The organism is Dyadobacter sp. CY347 (assembly GCF_021502655.1).
Classification (GTDB): Bacteria; Bacteroidota; Bacteroidia; order Cytophagales; family Spirosomataceae; genus Dyadobacter.
Map to the genome: position 1 here is coordinate 810,896 of NZ_JAKFFT010000002.1, position 18,920 is coordinate 829,815.

The following is an 18,920-nucleotide window of genomic DNA, read 5'->3' on the forward strand; positions in this document are numbered from 1 at the left end:
TGTTTAGATCGACATGGAAAAATATTACAGACTGTTTTTTATAATACTAATAGCGTTTCAAGTTTCAGATTGTGCCCTATACGCTCAAAAAGATCTAATTGTTGAAGCTTCCCGCATATCGCCTGTTGGCTTGGTTAGCTATGCTTCGGGGGTTAAGCTATCTGATATAGGCAATTCGAAGCATATAGATGGATATGTGAAGACTTACGGAGATGAGCATTTCATTTTTCCGGTAGGGCATCATAATGTTTACAGGCCTTTTGCAGCCGAAAGTGCCGGGACATACGGCGCTTACTATGAAGAAAATCCAAGCTTGATATCCTTGCAAGGTATAGGACCCTTTAGCATAAACGCAAAGGATAGTACTGTAAATAAAATTAGTAGTACCGAATTTTGGGATATAAACGGCAACAATGCTAGTAAACTGAGCCTAACCTGGAATCGCGCAAGCAGTATCAAAAACTTGACAGGCGATTCATTATCTAGATTGAGCATCGTCGGTTGGAATTCATCGACTAACAGATGGGAGTCAATAAGTTCTTCAATAGATGAACTGGCAATTACGGGATGGGTCAGTAATATTGATTCCGGCTCAATAACCACTCTTCATCGCATCATACCAAACTCCTATGAAATATATTCTTTGGCTTCGCTGAGTACTTCGTCTATACCCCAAAGTTTCGACGGATTACTTGAGAGCATAAATTGTGACACAATAAAGGGATGGGCCTGGGACAAAAGTAATCCATTGGCTCACGTTACGGTTGAACTCCTTGATGCTGATGTTGTTATTGCAACCGGTGCTGCGGTAACCTATCGAGCAGATTTAGAAGGAGCCGGATTGGGGACTGGTCGGTATGGTTTCAGCATTGTTGTTCCGCCTCTTTTAAAAGATGGAAAAGATCACAACATTAAACTCAGAGTAAGGAACTCTACTTACACATTACAGAATTCTTTACAAAATCTGAACTGCCCTTACGGGGGCCGCTTGGAAGAAGTGGATTGTGCTAATTTTAAGGGTTGGGCGTGGAATCCGAACAAGCCAAACATTGAAGGTCTAATTGTTGAGCTGCTCGAGAACAATATTGTATTGGGGTCTACCAATGCGAAAATCTACCGTGAAGATCTGGCTGCAAATGGCATTGGTACGGGTTACTATGGATTTCTTCTACCAATACCTCAAAGCTTAAAAAATGGATATGCTCATACCGTCAGCATGCATATCAAAGGCACCAATTTTTTCTTAGATGAGTCGCCTAAAACGTTTACGTGCTTTTCTCCTTCTTACGAAGGGGCGCTTGAAACGACGAGCTGCAACGAGCTGAAAGGCTGGGCATGGGACAAGAACAACCCTACTGCTGCTGCCTTGACAGTTGAGCTGCTGGATGGTAATGTGGTGGTGGGCAGCGTCGTGGCCAATGCTTACCGCCAGGACCTGAAAGATTCAGGTAAAGGGACTGGTAATTACGGCTTTACGCTAGCTATGCCGAATGTTTTGAAGGATGGCCAGCAGCACACGATCACTTTACGGGTGAAGGGTTCCAGCTATAAATTGGCTGGCACGCCGCGGGGTGTAAATTGTGTGATGCCTGCCTTGTACGGCGGGGCCCTTGAGTCGGCAACCTGCACAGAGATCAAAGGTTGGGCCTGGAACCAGAACTACCCGTCCAAAACGGTAAGTGTAGAATTGATCGAGGGCAGTACGGTCCTAGCAACGTCGGTCGCCAGCATTTTCCGTCAGGACCTTGATACATTGGGCACGGGCAACTATGGCTTCGTTATTGCTTCGCCAAGCATTTTACGTGACGGTCAGTCCCATTCTGTAAGCGTTCGCATACAGGGTACGAATATCCTTTTAAGTGGTTCACCGAAAATAATAAATTGTGCCATTCCACCTTCTTACGAAGGGGCACTTGAAACGACGAGCTGCAATGAGCTGAAAGGCTGGGCATGGGACAAGAACAACCCTACTGCTGCTGCCTTGACAGTCGAGCTGCTGGATGGTAATGTGGTGGTGGGCAGCGTCGTGGCCAATGCTTACCGCCAGGACCTGAAAGATTCAGGTAAAGGGACTGGTAATTACGGCTTTACGCTAGCCATGCCGAATGTTTTGAAGGATGGCCAGCAGCATACGATTACTTTACGGGTGAAGGGTTCCAGCTATAAGCTGGCTGGCACGCCGCGGGGTGTAAATTGTGTGATGCCTGCATTGTACGGCGGGGCCCTTGAATCGGCAACCTGCACAGAGATCAAAGGTTGGGCCTGGAACCAGAACTACCCGTCCAAAACGGTAAGTGTAGAATTGATCGAGGGCAGTACGGTCCTAGCAACATCGGTTGCCAACATTTTCCGTCAGGACCTTGATACATTGGGCACGGGCAACTATGGCTTCGTTATTGCTTCGCCAAGCATTTTACGTGACGGTCAGTCCCATTCTGTCAGCGTTCGCATACAGGGTACGAATATCCTTTTAAGTGGTTCACCGAAAATAATAAATTGTGCCATTCCACCTTCTTACGAAGGGGCACTTGAAACGACGAGCTGCAATGAGCTGAAAGGCTGGGCATGGGACAAGAACAATCCTACTGCTGCTGCCTTGACAGTCGAGCTGCTGGATGGTAATGTGGTGGTGGGCAGCGTCGTGGCCAATGCTTACCGCCAGGACCTGAAAGATTCAGGTAAAGGGACTGGTAATTACGGCTTTACGCTAGCCATGCCGAATGTTTTGAAGGATGGCCAGCAGCATACGATTACTTTACGGGTGAAGGGTTCCAGCTATAAGCTGGCTGGCACGCCGCGGGGTGTAAATTGTGTGATGCCTGCATTGTACGGCGGGGCCCTTGAATCGGCAACCTGCACAGAGATCAAAGGTTGGGCCTGGAACCAGAACTACCCGTCCAAAACGGTAAGTGTAGAATTGATCGAGGGCAGTACGGTCCTAGCAACATCGGTTGCCAACATTTTCCGTCAGGACCTTGATACATTGGGCACGGGCAACTATGGCTTCGTTATTGCTTCGCCAAGCATTTTACGTGACGGTCAGTCCCATTCTGTCAGCGTTCGCATACAGGGTACGAATATCCTTTTAAGTGGTTCACCGAAAATAATAAATTGTGCCATTCCACCTTCTTACGAAGGGGCACTTGAAACGACGAGCTGCAATGAGCTGAAAGGCTGGGCATGGGACAAGAACAATCCTACTGCTGCTGCCTTGACAGTCGAGCTGCTGGATGGTAATGTGGTGGTGGGCAGCGTCGTGGCCAATGCTTACCGCCAGGACCTGAAAGATTCAGGTAAAGGGACTGGTAATTACGGCTTTACGCTAGCCATGCCGAATGTTTTGAAGGATGGCCAGCAGCACACGATCACTTTAAGGGTGAAGGGTTCCAGCTATAAGCTGGCTGGCACGCCGCGGGGTGTAAATTGTGTGATGCCTGCATTGTACGGCGGGGCCCTTGAATCGGCAAGCTGCACAGAGATCAAAGGTTGGGCCTGGAACCAGAACTACCCGTCCAAAACGGTAAGTGTAGAATTGATCGAGGGCAGTACGGTCCTAGCAACTTCGGTTGCCAGCATTTTCCGTCAGGACCTTGATACATTGGGCACGGGCAACTATGGCTTCGTTATTGCTTCCCCAAGCATTTTACGCAACGGCCAGTCCCATTCTGTCAGCATTCGTATAAAGGGCACGAGCATACTTTTGGGTGGCTCGCCCATAGTAGTTAATTGCCCATCATCCGCACGAATGTCGAGTATCGCAACTGCTGAACCGCAAATTGATTTAGAAAAATCTTTGAGCTTGACAATATCGCCTAATCCGAATACTGGGAGCTTTAAATGTATATTAAATTTAAGTAACCATACGAAAGCAAAGCTAGTTATACGGAACATTGCCGGGACCGAAGTATGGAAACAGCAAGTTGTTGGATTGGGTGGAGAACAATACCAAGAAATCAATCTGAATATAGAGAGTGCAGGTATTTACATCGTGACTCTTGAAATTGGTGGGCAAATTATAAGCAAAAGAATGGTAGTTCTAAAATAGCTGAATGCTAAACATCCTCTGGGTAAGAGTCAGGCAGAATACTGCTGACTGTAGCCTTGACAGTTCTCTATGAATTATAACAAGCTACTCAGTTGTTTGGCATTCACAATAAATGTTGGTTTAGTTGCAGAATTGCCACCAAGGGAAGATGAAATGGTTAAGAGACCCTCTGCATTAGGATCAGAAACGGATAAGTCATAAGTTTTATCTTCCAAACTTGCCGATTTTTTTATACTACCAAGCCGTTCTGTTGAAAAAATGCCGTTTGAAGATTTGTAATAATAAACTAAAAAATTAGCAGCCATCAAGGCATCGCCTTTTCCACCGCTTTTTGATGTGACGGTTACCAACCAAACTCCCGGACCCTTAAGTTTATATTTTATACCATTTGGAATTGAATTGTTTGTAGAGGCTATACTTGCAACTTGATTTGAGATATCGTCGATCTGGGGGGTATCGGATTTTTTTGAAGCGCTCTCAGTTCGCAAACCGGCATAGTTGTCGTATGACTCTGTTCTCAAAGAACCGTCCAATTTTAATATCTTATTGTTGTTTTTGACACTTCCAGGCGTGATCTGATAAACATCTTTAAATATATCAACTCCCGAAAAATTCAGCGAAATTTGCTTGCCTGGTTCGGCATAAGCAACATATAAGTCGAGTATTTTGGCGTTATCGGGAAAATGAGTTGACTTTCCAATATTTTGAACAGTTATCTGTCGAAAATCACGACTGGTCTGCTGCAATTCTGTTCGGATTAGCGCAACGAAATCCGGGGCGGTAAGATTGATGTGTATGTCTCTTAAAGACAATGTGGCACCAGGAGAGGCGCAATGCCAAAGGTGGGTCAGGTTGGAAGTGCCTTCTATAAAGCAATTTTCAAAATTTGTAATGTTGTTTCCTACCTGAAAAATCCGGCCAACATCGTTCCGTTTTATGACTTTGGTAATGTAGAAATAGCATCCTTGAAATCTGTGATTGGAGCCATTGCCTACAATGAAAGCGACGTCAACCGGGGACTTGTCCATGTGAAAGCGGCATCCAATAAATTGAATGTCGTCTTGGTTTTGTCCCAGGTTCAACATTTTACCTGTAGCTCTCCAAACACAATTTATGAATGTGGCGCCCGTAAGCATTCCCGGGACAGCTTTTTTACTGGCTCCCCCGACAGTAAATGAATCCTTGTGAGTGTTGTAAAAATAAACATTCTCATATACGGTTATAGAACTTCCCTGGGCATCCCCGGAACTGCCTATAATTTGAAGCCCTGCCACATCGTTCGCATCCAGCTTCACATTTTTTAAGAATTTCCTTTCCCCGCCGGCATAGTTGTCAATCATAAATTGCCCTTTGAATTCCTTCAAGGCTTTGATGATTGCACCCTGATTGCTGTTTCCATTAATAGGGCAGGAGAAAGGTATTGGTGAGTTGATCAGAAAGGTGCCATTGGGAATGAGTATTCCTTCTTTGTTAGCTTTGGCCGCCTTGATAATGGGTTCCGTATCATCTGTTTTCCCATCTCCGACAGCACCATACCAGCGGATATTAACAAATCCATCGTATTGTCTCACGAATCTTTTGTTCCCGGAAACGATCACCATGCTACTGTCATCGGGAGCAGTGCTGGCAGGGTCGTAACGGAAATTGCCTGAACGGAGGCCTTCGTCAATGTATACAACACTTGCGATTTTGGGTGAGGAGGAGCGTAACTCATTCATTGTCATGAAAGGAATACGGTGCCCCATATTCTCCTCCATGTTGTCTAATGCATCCGCAACATGATTTGTTCTTACTTTTCCATCGGCTTCATTCCGAATTTTTTCAGTAAACTTATTGGATCTGCTTTCCCGGGAAATAGAATCTTTTTTCTGAGCGGCTGCTAAAAAAGAAATACTAATCAACAACAGTGACAACGATACTTTCATGCTAATAGAGCTTTGACCTTAACTAAGCAACGCTCCAGTCTTAGCTTATATTGGCGTTCTGTCGGAAAAGGTTCTCCTGCACTGTTAGCTCGTTGTTTTCACTGAGTAGTTACCCAAAAACTTCAGTTCACCTTCAACATGAATTTTTTTAGCTATTATATTGTGTCCAACTTCGACAATGTGGCCGCGGTTTATTCTAATTGCATCGGCAGCAGCAGGGACGCGTCCGTTCGACCAAGTCGAAGGATTAATCCAGGATCCCGAGGAAATAGATTGTACTAAATCGGAAAATAAGGAAGTTGTGTTAAAATTCCTGTAAAGGACTTGTTCGGTTGATGAACTTGCATTTCCAAACCAGTCATTTAAAATATCTGAATAAACCCGCCGGAAATCAATTTGCATTTTAATATCGCGATTAATTTCTGATGGACCAGGCTGTTCAGGTAAAAGACCATTCACCAGATCAGGATTTGTTCCAATAATTTGACGTTTGATACCGGTCCCAAAAACAAACATTGGCGCGGCAATGCCGTGATCAGTGCCTTTTGACGCATTTGAAGTGGCTCTCCGCCCAAAGTCGGAAAACGTGAGGCCAATCACCTTGTTCTCTGTTCCTTGCAATTTCAAATCGTTTTGAAATGCGGCAACGGCATCAGATAGTTTTTTCAATAACCTAGCATGAGTGCCTTCAACTGACGTTGTACCTACCTGACCCGAATGCGTGTCAAACCCCTCCAGTTCGACATAGTAAACTTTTGTTCGAAGCCCTCCGTGTATTAGTTTGGCTACAATTTTGAGTTGCTCCGCGAGATCGTTCGCCTCAGCTGCTGGAGGATAAGCAGCGAGATTAGTCCCAGCATCGGAAGCAGCTTTGATTTCCGATGCGTACCCAACGGACAGTAATTGTTGTTCGCGTACATATGCTATCAGATCGCCAGGATCACAGCAAGGTAAATCACTTGACTGCTGTGTTGGGGAGCCGACGATTTGATAGAAGTTACCAGGAGTTTTTATGTTAATCGCCGTCGACTGCTGGGATCCAAGTAATGTTGTGGTTGCAACATACCCGATCTGGAGTGCTAAGGGATCCTCCATGTTCGAGTTTGGGTATCCTTGCGGATAGCCGGGATAGTTTTTCTCGAGAAACCTGCCTGCCCACCCGGAAGTGGCAAATTGATTCGATTCTACACCCGTCATGTAAATATCTGCCGACCTGTTATGGGATTGATTTGGGTTAGGGTAGGAGACGGAATGTACAATCGCTAGCTTACCTTCGTCGTACATTTTTCGCATTCCAGTCATAGCAGGGTGTAAGCCGGTCTCTAAATTACCCTGAAGACGCAAAACGTTACTTTCTGGGATAGCAATATTACTGCGTAGTGAGTAATAATTAGAATAATGCTCTATTGGAATGACTGTATTTAACCCATCATTACCACCATTCAAATATATTATTACCAGAACCTTATCGTCTGCAATAGCATTTGTTTTTAGTATTGATTGAATCAACCCCGAATTTTTGCTGACTGATCTCAGGCTAAATCCATTCAGTGCAATAGGGAGCAAGGACGCTGATGCGGTTGTTAGAAACTGTCTTCTTTTCATGGTTCGTTGAATTAAAAAACTTGGTATTCAGCCATCCTGAACATATGTTTAACCAGCCATTGGCATCTTGATACGACCGTGTTTCTTTTCGAAGTGTCGGTAGGCGTAGTACGATACGCATTCCATTCCCTATCCCATGAGGTTCGGGGAATGCCTCTCATCATAATTGTATCTATTAAAAAGTTTTGTTGACTTTGGCTTAACTCAATTGCAAAAAGATTTTTGGAGAAATCTTTGAAGACCACATCAATGGAAATAGGAGGAGTACCAGTGACGTCAGAAAAATTTGGTTGAAGAGCAGTCAAGCGTTGAATAAAATTAATGCCCAACATTTGTCCGGGCTTGATTTCCATCCACGGGACAACGAATCCATCAGAATGCTGCCCTCTTAATCCCAGCGTCGTTCCATTTATCCAATTTTTTGAAAAGCCGGTTTGATAATAGGGGACGGAGCCGAAAACTAATGGCTGGTCCAGGAAGCTGAGTTGCATTGTTGTCATGTTCCAATACAGATAGTTCATGACTTTAAAAAATGCTGCATACTCAGTTGTAATATTTGGAATAGGCTGATTGATCATCCTGAGTGTGCCGATCATAAACTCTGCGGGAGATTTAAGAATTGCCCCTATGTTGTTAGTTGCAAAGAAAATCTGACTTGTCAGCAACTTTCGAAGGACAGGAGTTATTGCGAAATTGTTTTGGGAACTGGCAAAAAAGGTCGCCAAAGGAACAATGACCTGGCTTTCAATTTCTGGGGTGACATTCGGATTTACGTACCACCTGTAGAGCTTTCTACAAATATGTTTCGGCATTTCCGGATGATGGAGCAACATGTCAATAAGCTCATTTACTTCTGTATCTCCTGCAGTGTTATCATTTCTGCCTCTTATAACCGTATCATTGTATTTGGATGAAAACACCTTGTCCGAAGTGTCGTGTCGTGTCAAATTAAAAGTTGGATCTACACTCACTGTGCCGGCCTTCTTATAGTTAGGAACTTGCCATCCCGACAGCACCCTGGCGGCTGCTTTTACATCTTGTTCTGTATAATTATCGTTTCCCTGAAAGTCCTTTTGTCCCACTGTGAAAAGCTCCTGTAATTCACGCCCATAGTTTTCGTTTGGATGCGCCTTAGTATTTTCACTTCCATTTTGAAATATTAACATTCCAGGGTCTTTCGTGATACCGACCGCAAGGGTTTTAAAATTCCCAAGCGCATTTGCCCTTAGAAACCGGATATATCTATTTACTAGTCGGTAATCACCCACACTGGTATGTGCCACCACAAAATGATTCTGCCAAAAGGCCGTCAATTTTTCCAAAACGGACGGCTTCCCGTCCTGCTTGCACATTAATCCAATCCACCAGTATTTGATGTACATACTATAATCATATGTCCGGGTTGCATCATAAGGATTTGATAGAAATTGCTGACCAGCATTTGCTCTCGTTTCGTCCATTTCAACCGGCGGCGGCGGAGATGCGGCATATGTTGAGTTGCTGATTAATTTGTCAACAGCCTCCGTAGCTGTAAGCCCTGTAAACTCAGCTACTTCGGAATTTGTAGGTCCAAAGGTCACTCTTCTCAATAAATGAGCTGCGGTATTTGGTGTAAGCGGATCAGTATATACGTCCAGAAACGGCATAGTTTATTTGATTTGCTTTTTGTAGTGAGATACAATTCTCAACATTTATTCGAATCATTGATAGAATTAACTCTACAAAGTTAATAAAAGTTCGTAATACTTTTGTTCGAATTGAAGATAAGCTTGCAAAAGTTTTGCAGAGCCATTTATGAAGATGGTAACGACGTTAAAAACAGTCTTGCAGACATGATCAATGACATGCAAATACGATGATTCTAGGTTCTATTGACGCGTTATTTGTCTTGGAGATCGGATTTATTATGCGGGCTTTGATCCATCAAGAGGAATCTTTCGCTTTTCTGAACGACTTAATCTAATGCTGCTCCTGAGGTAGAACTCCGAAGAATTTATAACGTCTAGCAAAAAGTTGGAATAAAGTCCATTAGGATAGCTGAAATCAAAAATATAGCCATCGCCAGCAATCGTTTTATTTGCCAGATACATTCAGCTATTTGATACCGGAGAGTAACACTATTCAGTGAGCTGATAAAATTACAGCCTATCGGGACTACGAAGACAAACAAAATAATATGATTCATATAAAATCAGTAAGAACTAAATGTCGATTGTCGCAACAGAATCTTATCTTTATAGCATCGCTGAAACCTAATAATGTCTCAACTCCTCTATGCTATTTAACTCTATCAGTTTTGCCATTTTCCTTCCTATAATTTTTGCAGTATATTGGTTTTTGACGCCAAGAAATCATCGGGCCCAAAATATTATCCTACTACTGAGCAGTTACTATTTCTATGGCTCTTGGGATTGGCGGTTTTTAGGCCTTCTGGCGTTTTCAACTGCACTAGATTACTTCTCAGGGCTGAAAATTCACAATGCGAAATCTGACACTTCTAGAAAAACATGGTTATTTCTTAGTGTCGGAATTAACCTGGGATTTTTAGGGTGGTTTAAGTATTACAACTTTTTCGTCGACTCATTTGCAAGCCTTCTAAGCACTGCTGGATTTGAGGCAAATATCCCTACACTGAATGTGATTCTTCCAATTGGCATTTCATTTTATACATTTCACGGACTTTCTTACGTATTTGATATTTATAATAGGAGAATTGTTCCATCTACTAACATTGTTGAATATTCACTTTTTGTAAGTTTTTTTCCATTGCTTGTTGCCGGCCCCATTGAAAGAGCAACTCACTTACTTCCACAAATCGAAAGGCCACGTATTTTCAAATATTCCACTGCCACCGATGGTCTACGACAGATGTTGTGGGGATTTTTTAAGAAAATTGTGATTGCGGATAACTGTGCCCAATATGCCAATCTCACGTTTGAAGACCCGAGTTCTCATTCAGCAAGTACGCTCTTGGTAGGCGCAATATTCTTTGCATTTCAAATTTACGGTGACTTTTCGGGATACTCAGATATTGCATTAGGAACAGCAAGACTATTCGGCTTTGAATTACTCAAGAATTTTGCATTCCCATACTTTTCAAGAGACATTGCGGAATTCTGGCGCAGATGGCATATTTCTTTATCATCTTGGTTCAAAGACTATCTCTACTTCCCTTTAGGTGGAAGTAGAGGTGGCAAGTATAAAAGCCTACGCAACACTCTGATAATTTTCGCGGTCAGTGGCTTTTGGCACGGAGCTAACTGGACCTTTATAGTTTGGGGTGTCTATCATGGCCTGCTTTTCGTACCGTTGTTACTCCTTGGAAAAAATAGAAGGAATACTAACACTGTTGCACAAGGCAAGATAATTCCATCTATTTATGAGTTAATTCAAATGATAACAACGTTTGTATTAGTTGTTATTGGATGGATTTTCTTCCGATCTGAAAGTATTGAAAAAGCATTTGTATACATTGCTGGCATTTTAAACAAATCCCTGCTCAGTATGCCCTTGCATACAAAGTACCATACTACGATGTTACTTGTAACCATTATGATAGCCGTAGAGTGGTTTGGTAGACATAACGACCATGCTTTACAGCTTCAGAAAGTAAAATTTTCTGTGGTTAGATGGGCTTGCTATCTTGCTATTTTTATGGTATGCCTGGCTAATTTCAAACAGAATCAAGAATTCATATACTTTCAATTCTAGAAAAATGAAAAGATTTATTTTAAACATTACCGTGTTTATGCTGATAACTTTTTTAGCCATTTTTACCTCATTATTCTGGATTCATAAAGAAGGAATCGAGGATAATATGTTAGCTGCAATTGTTGACAAACATAAACTTTTGAGCGAAACTAAATCTCCCAAAATAATATTAGTTGGTGGATCTAATTTAAGCTTTGGACTTGAAAGTGCGAAAATAGAAGACGCATTTCATTTACCGGTAATCAATTCTGCAATCCATGCGGGGATCGGTCTAAAATTCTATTTCAGCGATATAAAACAATATATTAGACAAGGGGATATTGTTGTTATTGTACCAGAATATAGTCAGTATTATAGTGACTCTTTTTACGGGAGTCTGGAACTTGTTTCAATATTATTTGACGTATATCCAGAAGGGCGAAAGCTTATTGATAAGAAGCAATGGTATCACTTAGCTAAACTGATTCCTACATATGCCGCAACGAAGCTATCATATCAAAGTACAACCAAATTCAATACTAGGAAAGTTGGTGTTTATGACAGAAAATCGTTTAATTCCAGGGGTGATGCCTATATTCACTGGTCCCTACCTCGACAGCAGGTTGCAGTGGCAAAAAAAAATTCACCAGATGATAAAGCAAGAGATGAATCTATTTTGTTTCTAAAAGAATGTTTGAAATTCATTGCTGCCAGGAATGCTACGATGATTGTTCTGCCTCCGGTATACCAGGGTAGCTCCTATGAAAATCAAGAAAAACTGATAAACCAAATATTTGCGAAGGTACAAGCTTCTGATCTTCCGTTAGCTGCTGAGCCTATAAGGTACAAGTTCCCTGACTCTCTTTTTTATAATACAAACTACCATCTGACCAAAGCAGGAGTTGACCTTAGAACCTCATTATTAATCGAGGACATTGCTCCATATATTAACGGTAAAGTAGGTACAACAATAGCGATTCCCTATTCTATGAAATAATTGAATAGGAAATCGTTGTATCTGGTCTATCCAAGCGAATCGCACCCGATTTGTGTATGCTTTACATAGATGTCCCTAATTCGCTTGCGGTTTAAAACTTAAGTTCTTTCATCTTGGATATAACCCGATTGGCAACTATTTGATAGCCATTGTTATTCAAGTGAGTGCGATCTGCACGTAATCCCATCGGAAAAACTCCGTTTTCGATCTCAACTTTATCCTGATCCGTTGGAGTGTAGTTAACGGCCGTCATTTCGGTAATAGTTGGTGGTAACATTGGCACATACCGATTGCCATATTTTGCCTCTAACTGCGAGTTTAGCTCCGAAATCCATTTATAACGATCAGTGGTCATAGTTTCTAAAAGGCCAGCCAATACGCCTAGAATAATAATCCTTTTAGGCTCGGCGATGTAAACAACACTATGTTCGATATTTGCCAGGATGTCCGAAATCGCTGTTGCACCGGCAACGTCGTTGCGACCATACCATAGAATCTGAGTAGCAGTTTTTGCCTTTTCAGCATTTTCAAGGATTACCAACGAGTCCTCTGGTACCGCTGCTGTACTGGCAACATCAGGCCTTATTCTGTAAGTCTCCACAGTTGGATTACCCTTATGATCTCGGATAATGGTGCATTTGACGCCAGCAACAGTCACCTTCCTGGTTAACTGATTTACCGTTGCTGCTGTGGAAAGGAATTCATTTGATATTTTGGTTATAGGAATGGTCTCAGCTCCCCTGAATGCATTTCCTTCAACAGAAATTTTCAAGGGCAGCCCGCCTTGCCGAGCAGCTATTTGAGCGCTGTTTTGACCTCCAATTGCATCTATAAAGACGGGACGGTTATCGAGACTTTTCCCAACAGCTGTTCCGAGAGGCTGATCCACCAGCACCAACAGTCAAACTGTCACCGAAGAATGCAAGTGTTTTATCAAGTTCTGGTTCCGGTTCCGGACTTGGGGCAGGTCCTGGATCATCACCTCCACAGCTCACCAGAAAAAACGAACTTAGCGCCGAGAATCCGGCAAGCTGAAGGAAGCTTCTTCTTTCAATTTTGCTTAGTATAGCTGGATCTGTGTAGTATGTTCTTTTTCATAGGCATTATTATTTGCAAATGATAGTGATATCAAAGAAATCCCCTTTTAATAACGCTAATACTTACGCCGGTAGAGTTTTTGTATAATTTACCAATGTCTGATGCAAGCACAATCTTTCCATTGAGATTTCGCATTGTACCTAATCGAAGAGGGAAATTTAGATCAAGCATGGCAGAAGTTTGATTTATACCTTCCGGAAAAGGGCGATCATAGATTCCCAGATTCTTAGAGTATGACACTTTCGCAACGACACTCACTTGGTTGACCTGGCCAGCAATACCTGCATGAAAGACTTTTACCCTATTATTGTTAGAAAAGAAATATACTGATGGTTGTGGCAGATCTTGTCGTGTAGCAATCTTTGGAGTGATAAAGGGAGTGCCGATTGTATTTTCCTGATAGACCCATCCTTCGAACTGAGTGTGGTTAAAATAATTATCTCTTCCTCTTGGCCCACCGTCCAGATCGAAGCTGTTGCCACCCTGGCTTACAGTATATAAATATTCGAAAAGAAGAGACCTAAGATAAATCTTTGACGAACTTGGTTTACGAAGCTTGAGGGTGACACCATTCAGGCCATCGCGGATGTTCGCTTTTTGATACAAAGAGCCATCATCATAAAACGATTGTCGGTAAAACATCAGATTCCAATCTGCCGACCGGATTTCCAGGGCAACATCAATAGAACCAAGATGATTACCTACCCGGTTACCCCTGTCTATTAAGTCATATTTTGTGGGATCAACGTAGCCAAAGGTAGGAATGCTTTTGCCGGTAAATACATACCAATAGTCAATCCAGTCCTGGGGATTTTTTTTGCCAACAGTCCATCGGTTAGATGTTATCACAGTACCGCCCCATTGCACATTATGATTGAATCCACCGGAAATTGCCACTGGCCATTTATCTTTTCCGAACCTTAAATAAAACGCTTTCTGATGCGAGTAATGATTTCGCACAACTGCATTGGCATCAAACCATCCGTGATTGATAAAGCCCTTAAAGGCAACCAATCCTTTAAGTAAAGGAACATAGTTAGTGAAACCAATTTGGATCATAGGAATAGGTATACTATTCCCTGACTGAATGTACGACCCGCTGGTCAACGATGAGTCGCCAACAATTCCAATAATTTGTTTTTGCCTTCCACCGAGAATTTCAAAACGTTTGTATTTCGCCTTTATATATGCTTGCGGAACAATTACACTTGAACTTGCACCAAGATTTATCCACGTTTCAATTCCATAACCCCAATCCCAATTTTTTTTGGTATAATCGGACATAATGCTACCAGAGAGAAATATGTTGGGATTTTTTTCCGGCACTACTCCAAATTGGTTCGAACGCAGCCAAAATGGGGTCTGTGTGGCAGTTGCAACTGTAACACCTCCTCTTAAACTGTATTGAATGTTTTTCCTGGTTGAATCAACCGACGTTAACTCTGCCTGTCCATGCAAAAATCCAAACGTCGACATCATAATTGCAAGAGTTAGAAGAGATTTTATATTATGCTCTCTCCGTCTGAACTTGGGATAATACATGTGATGTTTGTATAAGGTGAATCAATTTATCCTCGAAAGATTGAAGAATTTTATCTTTCGTTAGAACGTCCTCTGCATATCTCCGCGCGTTGGTCCTGTATATGGTAAGATCTGACGTCAAAGCCAGGTCAATTCCATTTTTTAAAGCGGCTACAGACTCAGGTTCTATCAATATTCCCAGATTGTTACGTTTTACCGTATCATAAAGTGACGTATTTGGAAATGCTGTGACAATAGCGCACCCACCTGCTGCAAGAATCCCCGTTAGCTTGCTTGGCATTACTAGGTCTGAGGCAGACTTCTTTTGTAATACAAGATGAAGGTCTGCTGTAGCGAGAAGCGCAGACAGTTGTTCAATTGGCTGCAGTGGAAGAAAACTTACATTGGTTACATTCAACTCCGCAACCATTGTTTCAAGTTTTAATTTTCCTCCACCTGAACCCACTATCAAGAACTTGATGTCGCTCCTGGTTTTATATAGGGCCGCCGTCTCTATAATAAGTTCCAACCCCTGTTTTTCTCCCAAATTTCCTGAATAAAGAATCACTTTATCGTCCAATTCGATCCCAAATTGTTTGCGAAGTGAATTCTCCTTTGAAACCGGATGTACTACTTTCTCATCGACCCAGTTCGCGAAAAGCATTATTTTTGAAGACGGGAATCCCTTTAATAAAATCTTCCTCTGCATTCCGGGGCTAATGGTTGATATGGCGGAACAGCTTTTTAAAAGAAACGATTCAAGTTGGAACATAACTTTTAAAAGCCATGGATTTCGAATCATTCCAAGCTCCTTCGCTGCATCTATCTGTAAATCCTGAACATGAATAACTAGTTCTGAATTTTTAAGTTTTGAATAGATCAAAGCCATAAAACCCAGATGGAATGGGGGAGAAACACAAATGACAATGTCATATTTTTTCGCAAATAGGAGTTTAAGCCATATCGGTAAGCTGCTGATCAAGAAGGAAAATTCATGAATAATCCTGGTTATGGACGTAATCTTTTTAGGTACATAAAGTGGACAGCGATAGACCTCTACGCCTTTAATTGTTTCTTTCTTCCAAAAAGTATTTTTATAATTATCGTGAATATCCCATTCAGGATAGTAAGGCACAGCTGTAATGACTGAAATGTTATGCTTTTTATCAGCCAGCCATGACGCCATCTCACCAGTATATTTACCGATTCCTGTTAACTCCGGAGCGTAGTTAATGCCGTATATTAAAATTCGCATTATTCAATTTCAGTTTAGTTGCATTACCATCGTAAATACGTCAGGCAGATATCCCTCTTTCTTCCTTGTTCAGCCACTCAATCGTTTCTTTGCTACCATCTACGCGCCTTACAGGAAGTACTGGGGCTAATAGTTGTATAGGTCTTAAATCATGTATATTGTCCGTTGTCATATTTCGTAGCCTGAAGGAGGTCATAGGAAATTTAATACCAATGGCTTTCAATATGTCTCCAAATATTGCTGCTGACCTGAATAGGAAAAAAGGTACGGTCCTGATTTTTATGTTTGCTATACCAGCTATTTCATCAGCCCATTGGGTAATGTCATAAGGCTCATAATCGCCAATATAAAACACCTTTGAGTTTACTGCGTCGCTAGGAGCATAGACTAATGTTGTAATTTGGAATACAGCGTTTGTCACAAAACCATAAGTCTTCTTGCATGCCTTAGCGCCAAGGTGGAAGTATTTTCGAGATAGAACTATTTTAAAAAATAGGTTATACGGCTCTCCAAAATAAGGCCCCCAGATGGATGTTGGCCGTATAATTAACCAAGTATAGGCAGGATTTCTAGCCTTTATAATTTTCTCCGTTAAAACTTTGCTCTCGCCATAGACAGTATGTGGCAAATAATCGGAATCATTTTGAGGGCTGTAACCTGGTTTACATACATACATGGAAGACGCAAATATTACCCTTTGCAAATCAGCAACTTGATCCAGTGCGTCTAGTAAATTTGTTACACCGTCTGAGTTTGCTTTATAGTCGCTCAAAGTCTCACCATTAAGGTCAGTTCTGGCAGCTAAATGAATCACATATTGCGGTTGAAAGCTGGTTATAGCATTTATAAGCGCCGATCTATCACGAATGTCCACATTTTTCCAAAAGGCAATATGGGCGGGATTTTTTGGGCTGAAACTATCAAGGTTTAAAACGTCGTTATTTGCTGCTATCAAAGCTTGAACTACATGAGTCCCAATGAAACCAGACCCGCCGGTAATCAGATATTTGGCCATAAATACAAATGATATATTTTAAATCCTGTCTTTAATAGGTCTGGCCGGTGTACCGACACAAACTTTCCCCGATGGCATGTTTTGCAATACGGTACTTCTTGCTCCCAACACACAGCCTCTACCAATTCTAACGCCGGGAGCAACGTATACGTCGTTAGTGATCCAGCACTCGTCCTCTATTATCACTTCTTCACTAAATATGGGAAACGACTCAACTTTGTAATCATGCCCTCCTGTGTTTAAATACACTTTATGTGCGATCGCTACATTTTGGCCTATACTGATTTTACCTAAATTGTAAAGCACAGTATCATCACCAATCCATGTATTGTCGCCTACCGACAGATTCCATGGATATGTTACTTTAACTGTTGATCTGATTAAGACGTTTTTGCCAATCTTGGCTCCAAAACATCTTAGGAGAAACCTTCTCCACCCATATAAGACCTGAGGAGACCAGGAGAAGGCAGATGATTGTATCATCCACCAAAGCTGAACAACTATTTTAGATCTCCCACGGAAATGGGCTGGGACAGAAAACTTGCTTAAATCCTGATAACTCATGATAACTTATTCGTTGTTTTAGCTGGTTGCAGGATTTGCTGAAACATTTGTTTTGCAGCCTTTTCAGTAGTAAAAAGTTCTTGAAAAGTATTTGAAGCATTTTTACCCATTATTTGCTTTTCAGCACCCGATAGCGCAACCCAACGCATAATAAGACTCGCGGCTCCGGATGCATTATCGGGTTCAATCATTCCTCCTTTTCCAGCGTCTATTTCACGCCAGATATTAATTTGATCAGAAATGAGGACAGGCTTCTCACAAGCCATTGCTTCAACCACGGCAATTCCAAAATTTTCCTGATGACTTGGCAGAATAAATGCTTCGCAACCGTAAAATGCTCCCCATTTGGCATTTCCACGCAGCATTCCCGGAAATAGTATATCAGTGGTATTTGAAGCCAGGACTAGAAGTTGATCTCCGTAAGATGTCTCCATTCCAGGTCCCGCAATGACCAGCTTTGGTAATGATATTCCTTTTTGTTTTAATAATAAGTAGGCCTTGATAAGTAAGTCAACACCCTTTTTCTGGTCGATCCTGCTTAGGAATAGCAAATACGCATCGTCCCCCAAAGTAGGGCAAGCACTCCGGAATGCGATGTCCATATCGGTTGTGTATGCTGGCGGAGCAATGATCCCGTATCCAACATTAATTTCTTTTTTTGGACGATATGGTCTGAATGGAAGCCTGGCAAGTCGTAATTCCTCCAAACAGGTAAATAACACGCCATCCGAATTATTGACCACATCGCTTTCAAAGAACTTCCAGAAAAAATAGTTTCTTATTGCTTTTATCCGCCGTTCTTTGGCTTTTTGAAACCATGGATCGAGCATGCCATGTGGCATTACATAAATAATAGGAGTGGCCTTGTCAGGAAATTTTTTCCTGTAGATAGCGGCGGCTTTGTTAACGGCATAGCTATGATATTGCCAAAGACCATGGATAATGACAATGTTGTAAAGGTGAAAATTTGATACTAAATGTGGAATGAGCTTTTCGCAATAACCCCATGGTCCTTTGGATGGGCCCAATGCCTTAATAGGGAATGAATCCATTCCTAAAAAATCGGCATCTTGAGCATCCATACAAACCACCTCATTTTCAATACCCAACTTTGTAAGCTCGGGAATCGAATTCCTGATTCCTTGGCACGGGCCTCCAATAGAAGGATCCATACTGGGTATAACTCTTAGTATTTTCATCAAATC

General features: G+C 42.0%; 12 protein-coding genes. 3 read left to right on the plus strand and 9 right to left on the minus strand.

Annotated features, from left to right (window positions below):
- The first annotated feature begins 748 nt into the window (after positions 1-748).
- The gene (locus L0659_RS04175; protein ID WP_235124391.1) at positions 749-4,045 is read left to right on the plus strand and encodes a T9SS type A sorting domain-containing protein; all 3,297 of its coding nucleotides are present in this window, start codon (positions 749-751) and stop codon (positions 4,043-4,045) included.
- Positions 4,046-4,119: 74 nt separating this feature from the next.
- Here L0659_RS04175 and L0659_RS04180 read toward each other — a convergent pair whose 3' ends face one another.
- The 3 genes from L0659_RS04180 to L0659_RS04190 form a co-directional block, all read right to left on the minus strand.
- Positions 4,120-5,970, minus strand: a complete 1,851-nt coding sequence (locus L0659_RS04180) for a glycoside hydrolase family 55 protein (RefSeq protein ID WP_235124393.1) — start codon at positions 5,968-5,970, stop codon at positions 4,120-4,122.
- 84 nt (positions 5,971-6,054) lie between these two features.
- Positions 6,055-7,575 (minus strand): DUF1501 domain-containing protein, encoded by a 1,521-nt coding sequence (locus tag L0659_RS04185; RefSeq protein ID WP_235124394.1) that lies wholly within the window; start codon positions 7,573-7,575, stop codon positions 6,055-6,057.
- 11 nt (positions 7,576-7,586) lie between these two features.
- Positions 7,587-9,221 (minus strand): DUF1800 family protein, encoded by a 1,635-nt coding sequence (locus tag L0659_RS04190; RefSeq protein WP_235124395.1) that lies wholly within the window; start codon positions 9,219-9,221, stop codon positions 7,587-7,589.
- Between the two features lie 628 nt (positions 9,222-9,849).
- Between L0659_RS04190 and L0659_RS04195 the strand changes: the two genes are divergently transcribed.
- Positions 9,850-11,286 (plus strand): MBOAT family protein, encoded by a 1,437-nt coding sequence (locus tag L0659_RS04195; protein ID WP_235124396.1) that lies wholly within the window; start codon positions 9,850-9,852, stop codon positions 11,284-11,286.
- A 4-nt stretch (positions 11,287-11,290) separates the two neighbouring features.
- Entirely contained in the window at positions 11,291-12,262 is a 972-nt protein-coding gene (locus L0659_RS04200) for a hypothetical protein (protein WP_235124397.1), read from the plus strand.
- Positions 12,263-12,353: 91 nt separating this feature from the next.
- Here L0659_RS04200 and L0659_RS04205 read toward each other — a convergent pair whose 3' ends face one another.
- The 6 genes from L0659_RS04205 to L0659_RS04230 form a co-directional block, all read right to left on the minus strand.
- On the minus strand, positions 12,354-13,151 hold the full coding sequence (locus L0659_RS04205; protein WP_235124398.1) for an SGNH/GDSL hydrolase family protein: 798 nt from the start codon (positions 13,149-13,151) through the stop codon (positions 12,354-12,356).
- Positions 13,152-13,390: 239 nt separating this feature from the next.
- Entirely contained in the window at positions 13,391-14,839 is a 1,449-nt protein-coding gene (locus L0659_RS04210; protein ID WP_235124399.1) for a capsule assembly Wzi family protein, read from the minus strand.
- Positions 14,840-14,867: 28 nt separating this feature from the next.
- Positions 14,868-16,136, minus strand: a complete 1,269-nt coding sequence (locus L0659_RS04215; RefSeq protein WP_235124400.1) for a WcaI family glycosyltransferase — start codon at positions 16,134-16,136, stop codon at positions 14,868-14,870.
- 40 nt (positions 16,137-16,176) lie between these two features.
- Entirely contained in the window at positions 16,177-17,151 is a 975-nt protein-coding gene (locus tag L0659_RS04220) for an NAD(P)-dependent oxidoreductase (RefSeq protein WP_235124401.1), read from the minus strand.
- An 18-nt stretch (positions 17,152-17,169) separates the two neighbouring features.
- Positions 17,170-17,715, minus strand: a complete 546-nt coding sequence (locus L0659_RS04225; RefSeq protein WP_235124403.1) for a WcaF family extracellular polysaccharide biosynthesis acetyltransferase — start codon at positions 17,713-17,715, stop codon at positions 17,170-17,172.
- Positions 17,712-18,914: a glycosyltransferase gene (locus L0659_RS04230; protein ID WP_235124405.1), complete on the minus strand. Its 1,203-nt coding sequence runs from the start codon at positions 18,912-18,914 to the stop codon at positions 17,712-17,714. Before L0659_RS04230 ends, L0659_RS04225 begins: the two co-directional genes overlap by 4 nt.
- Positions 18,915-18,920 lie beyond the last annotated feature (6 nt).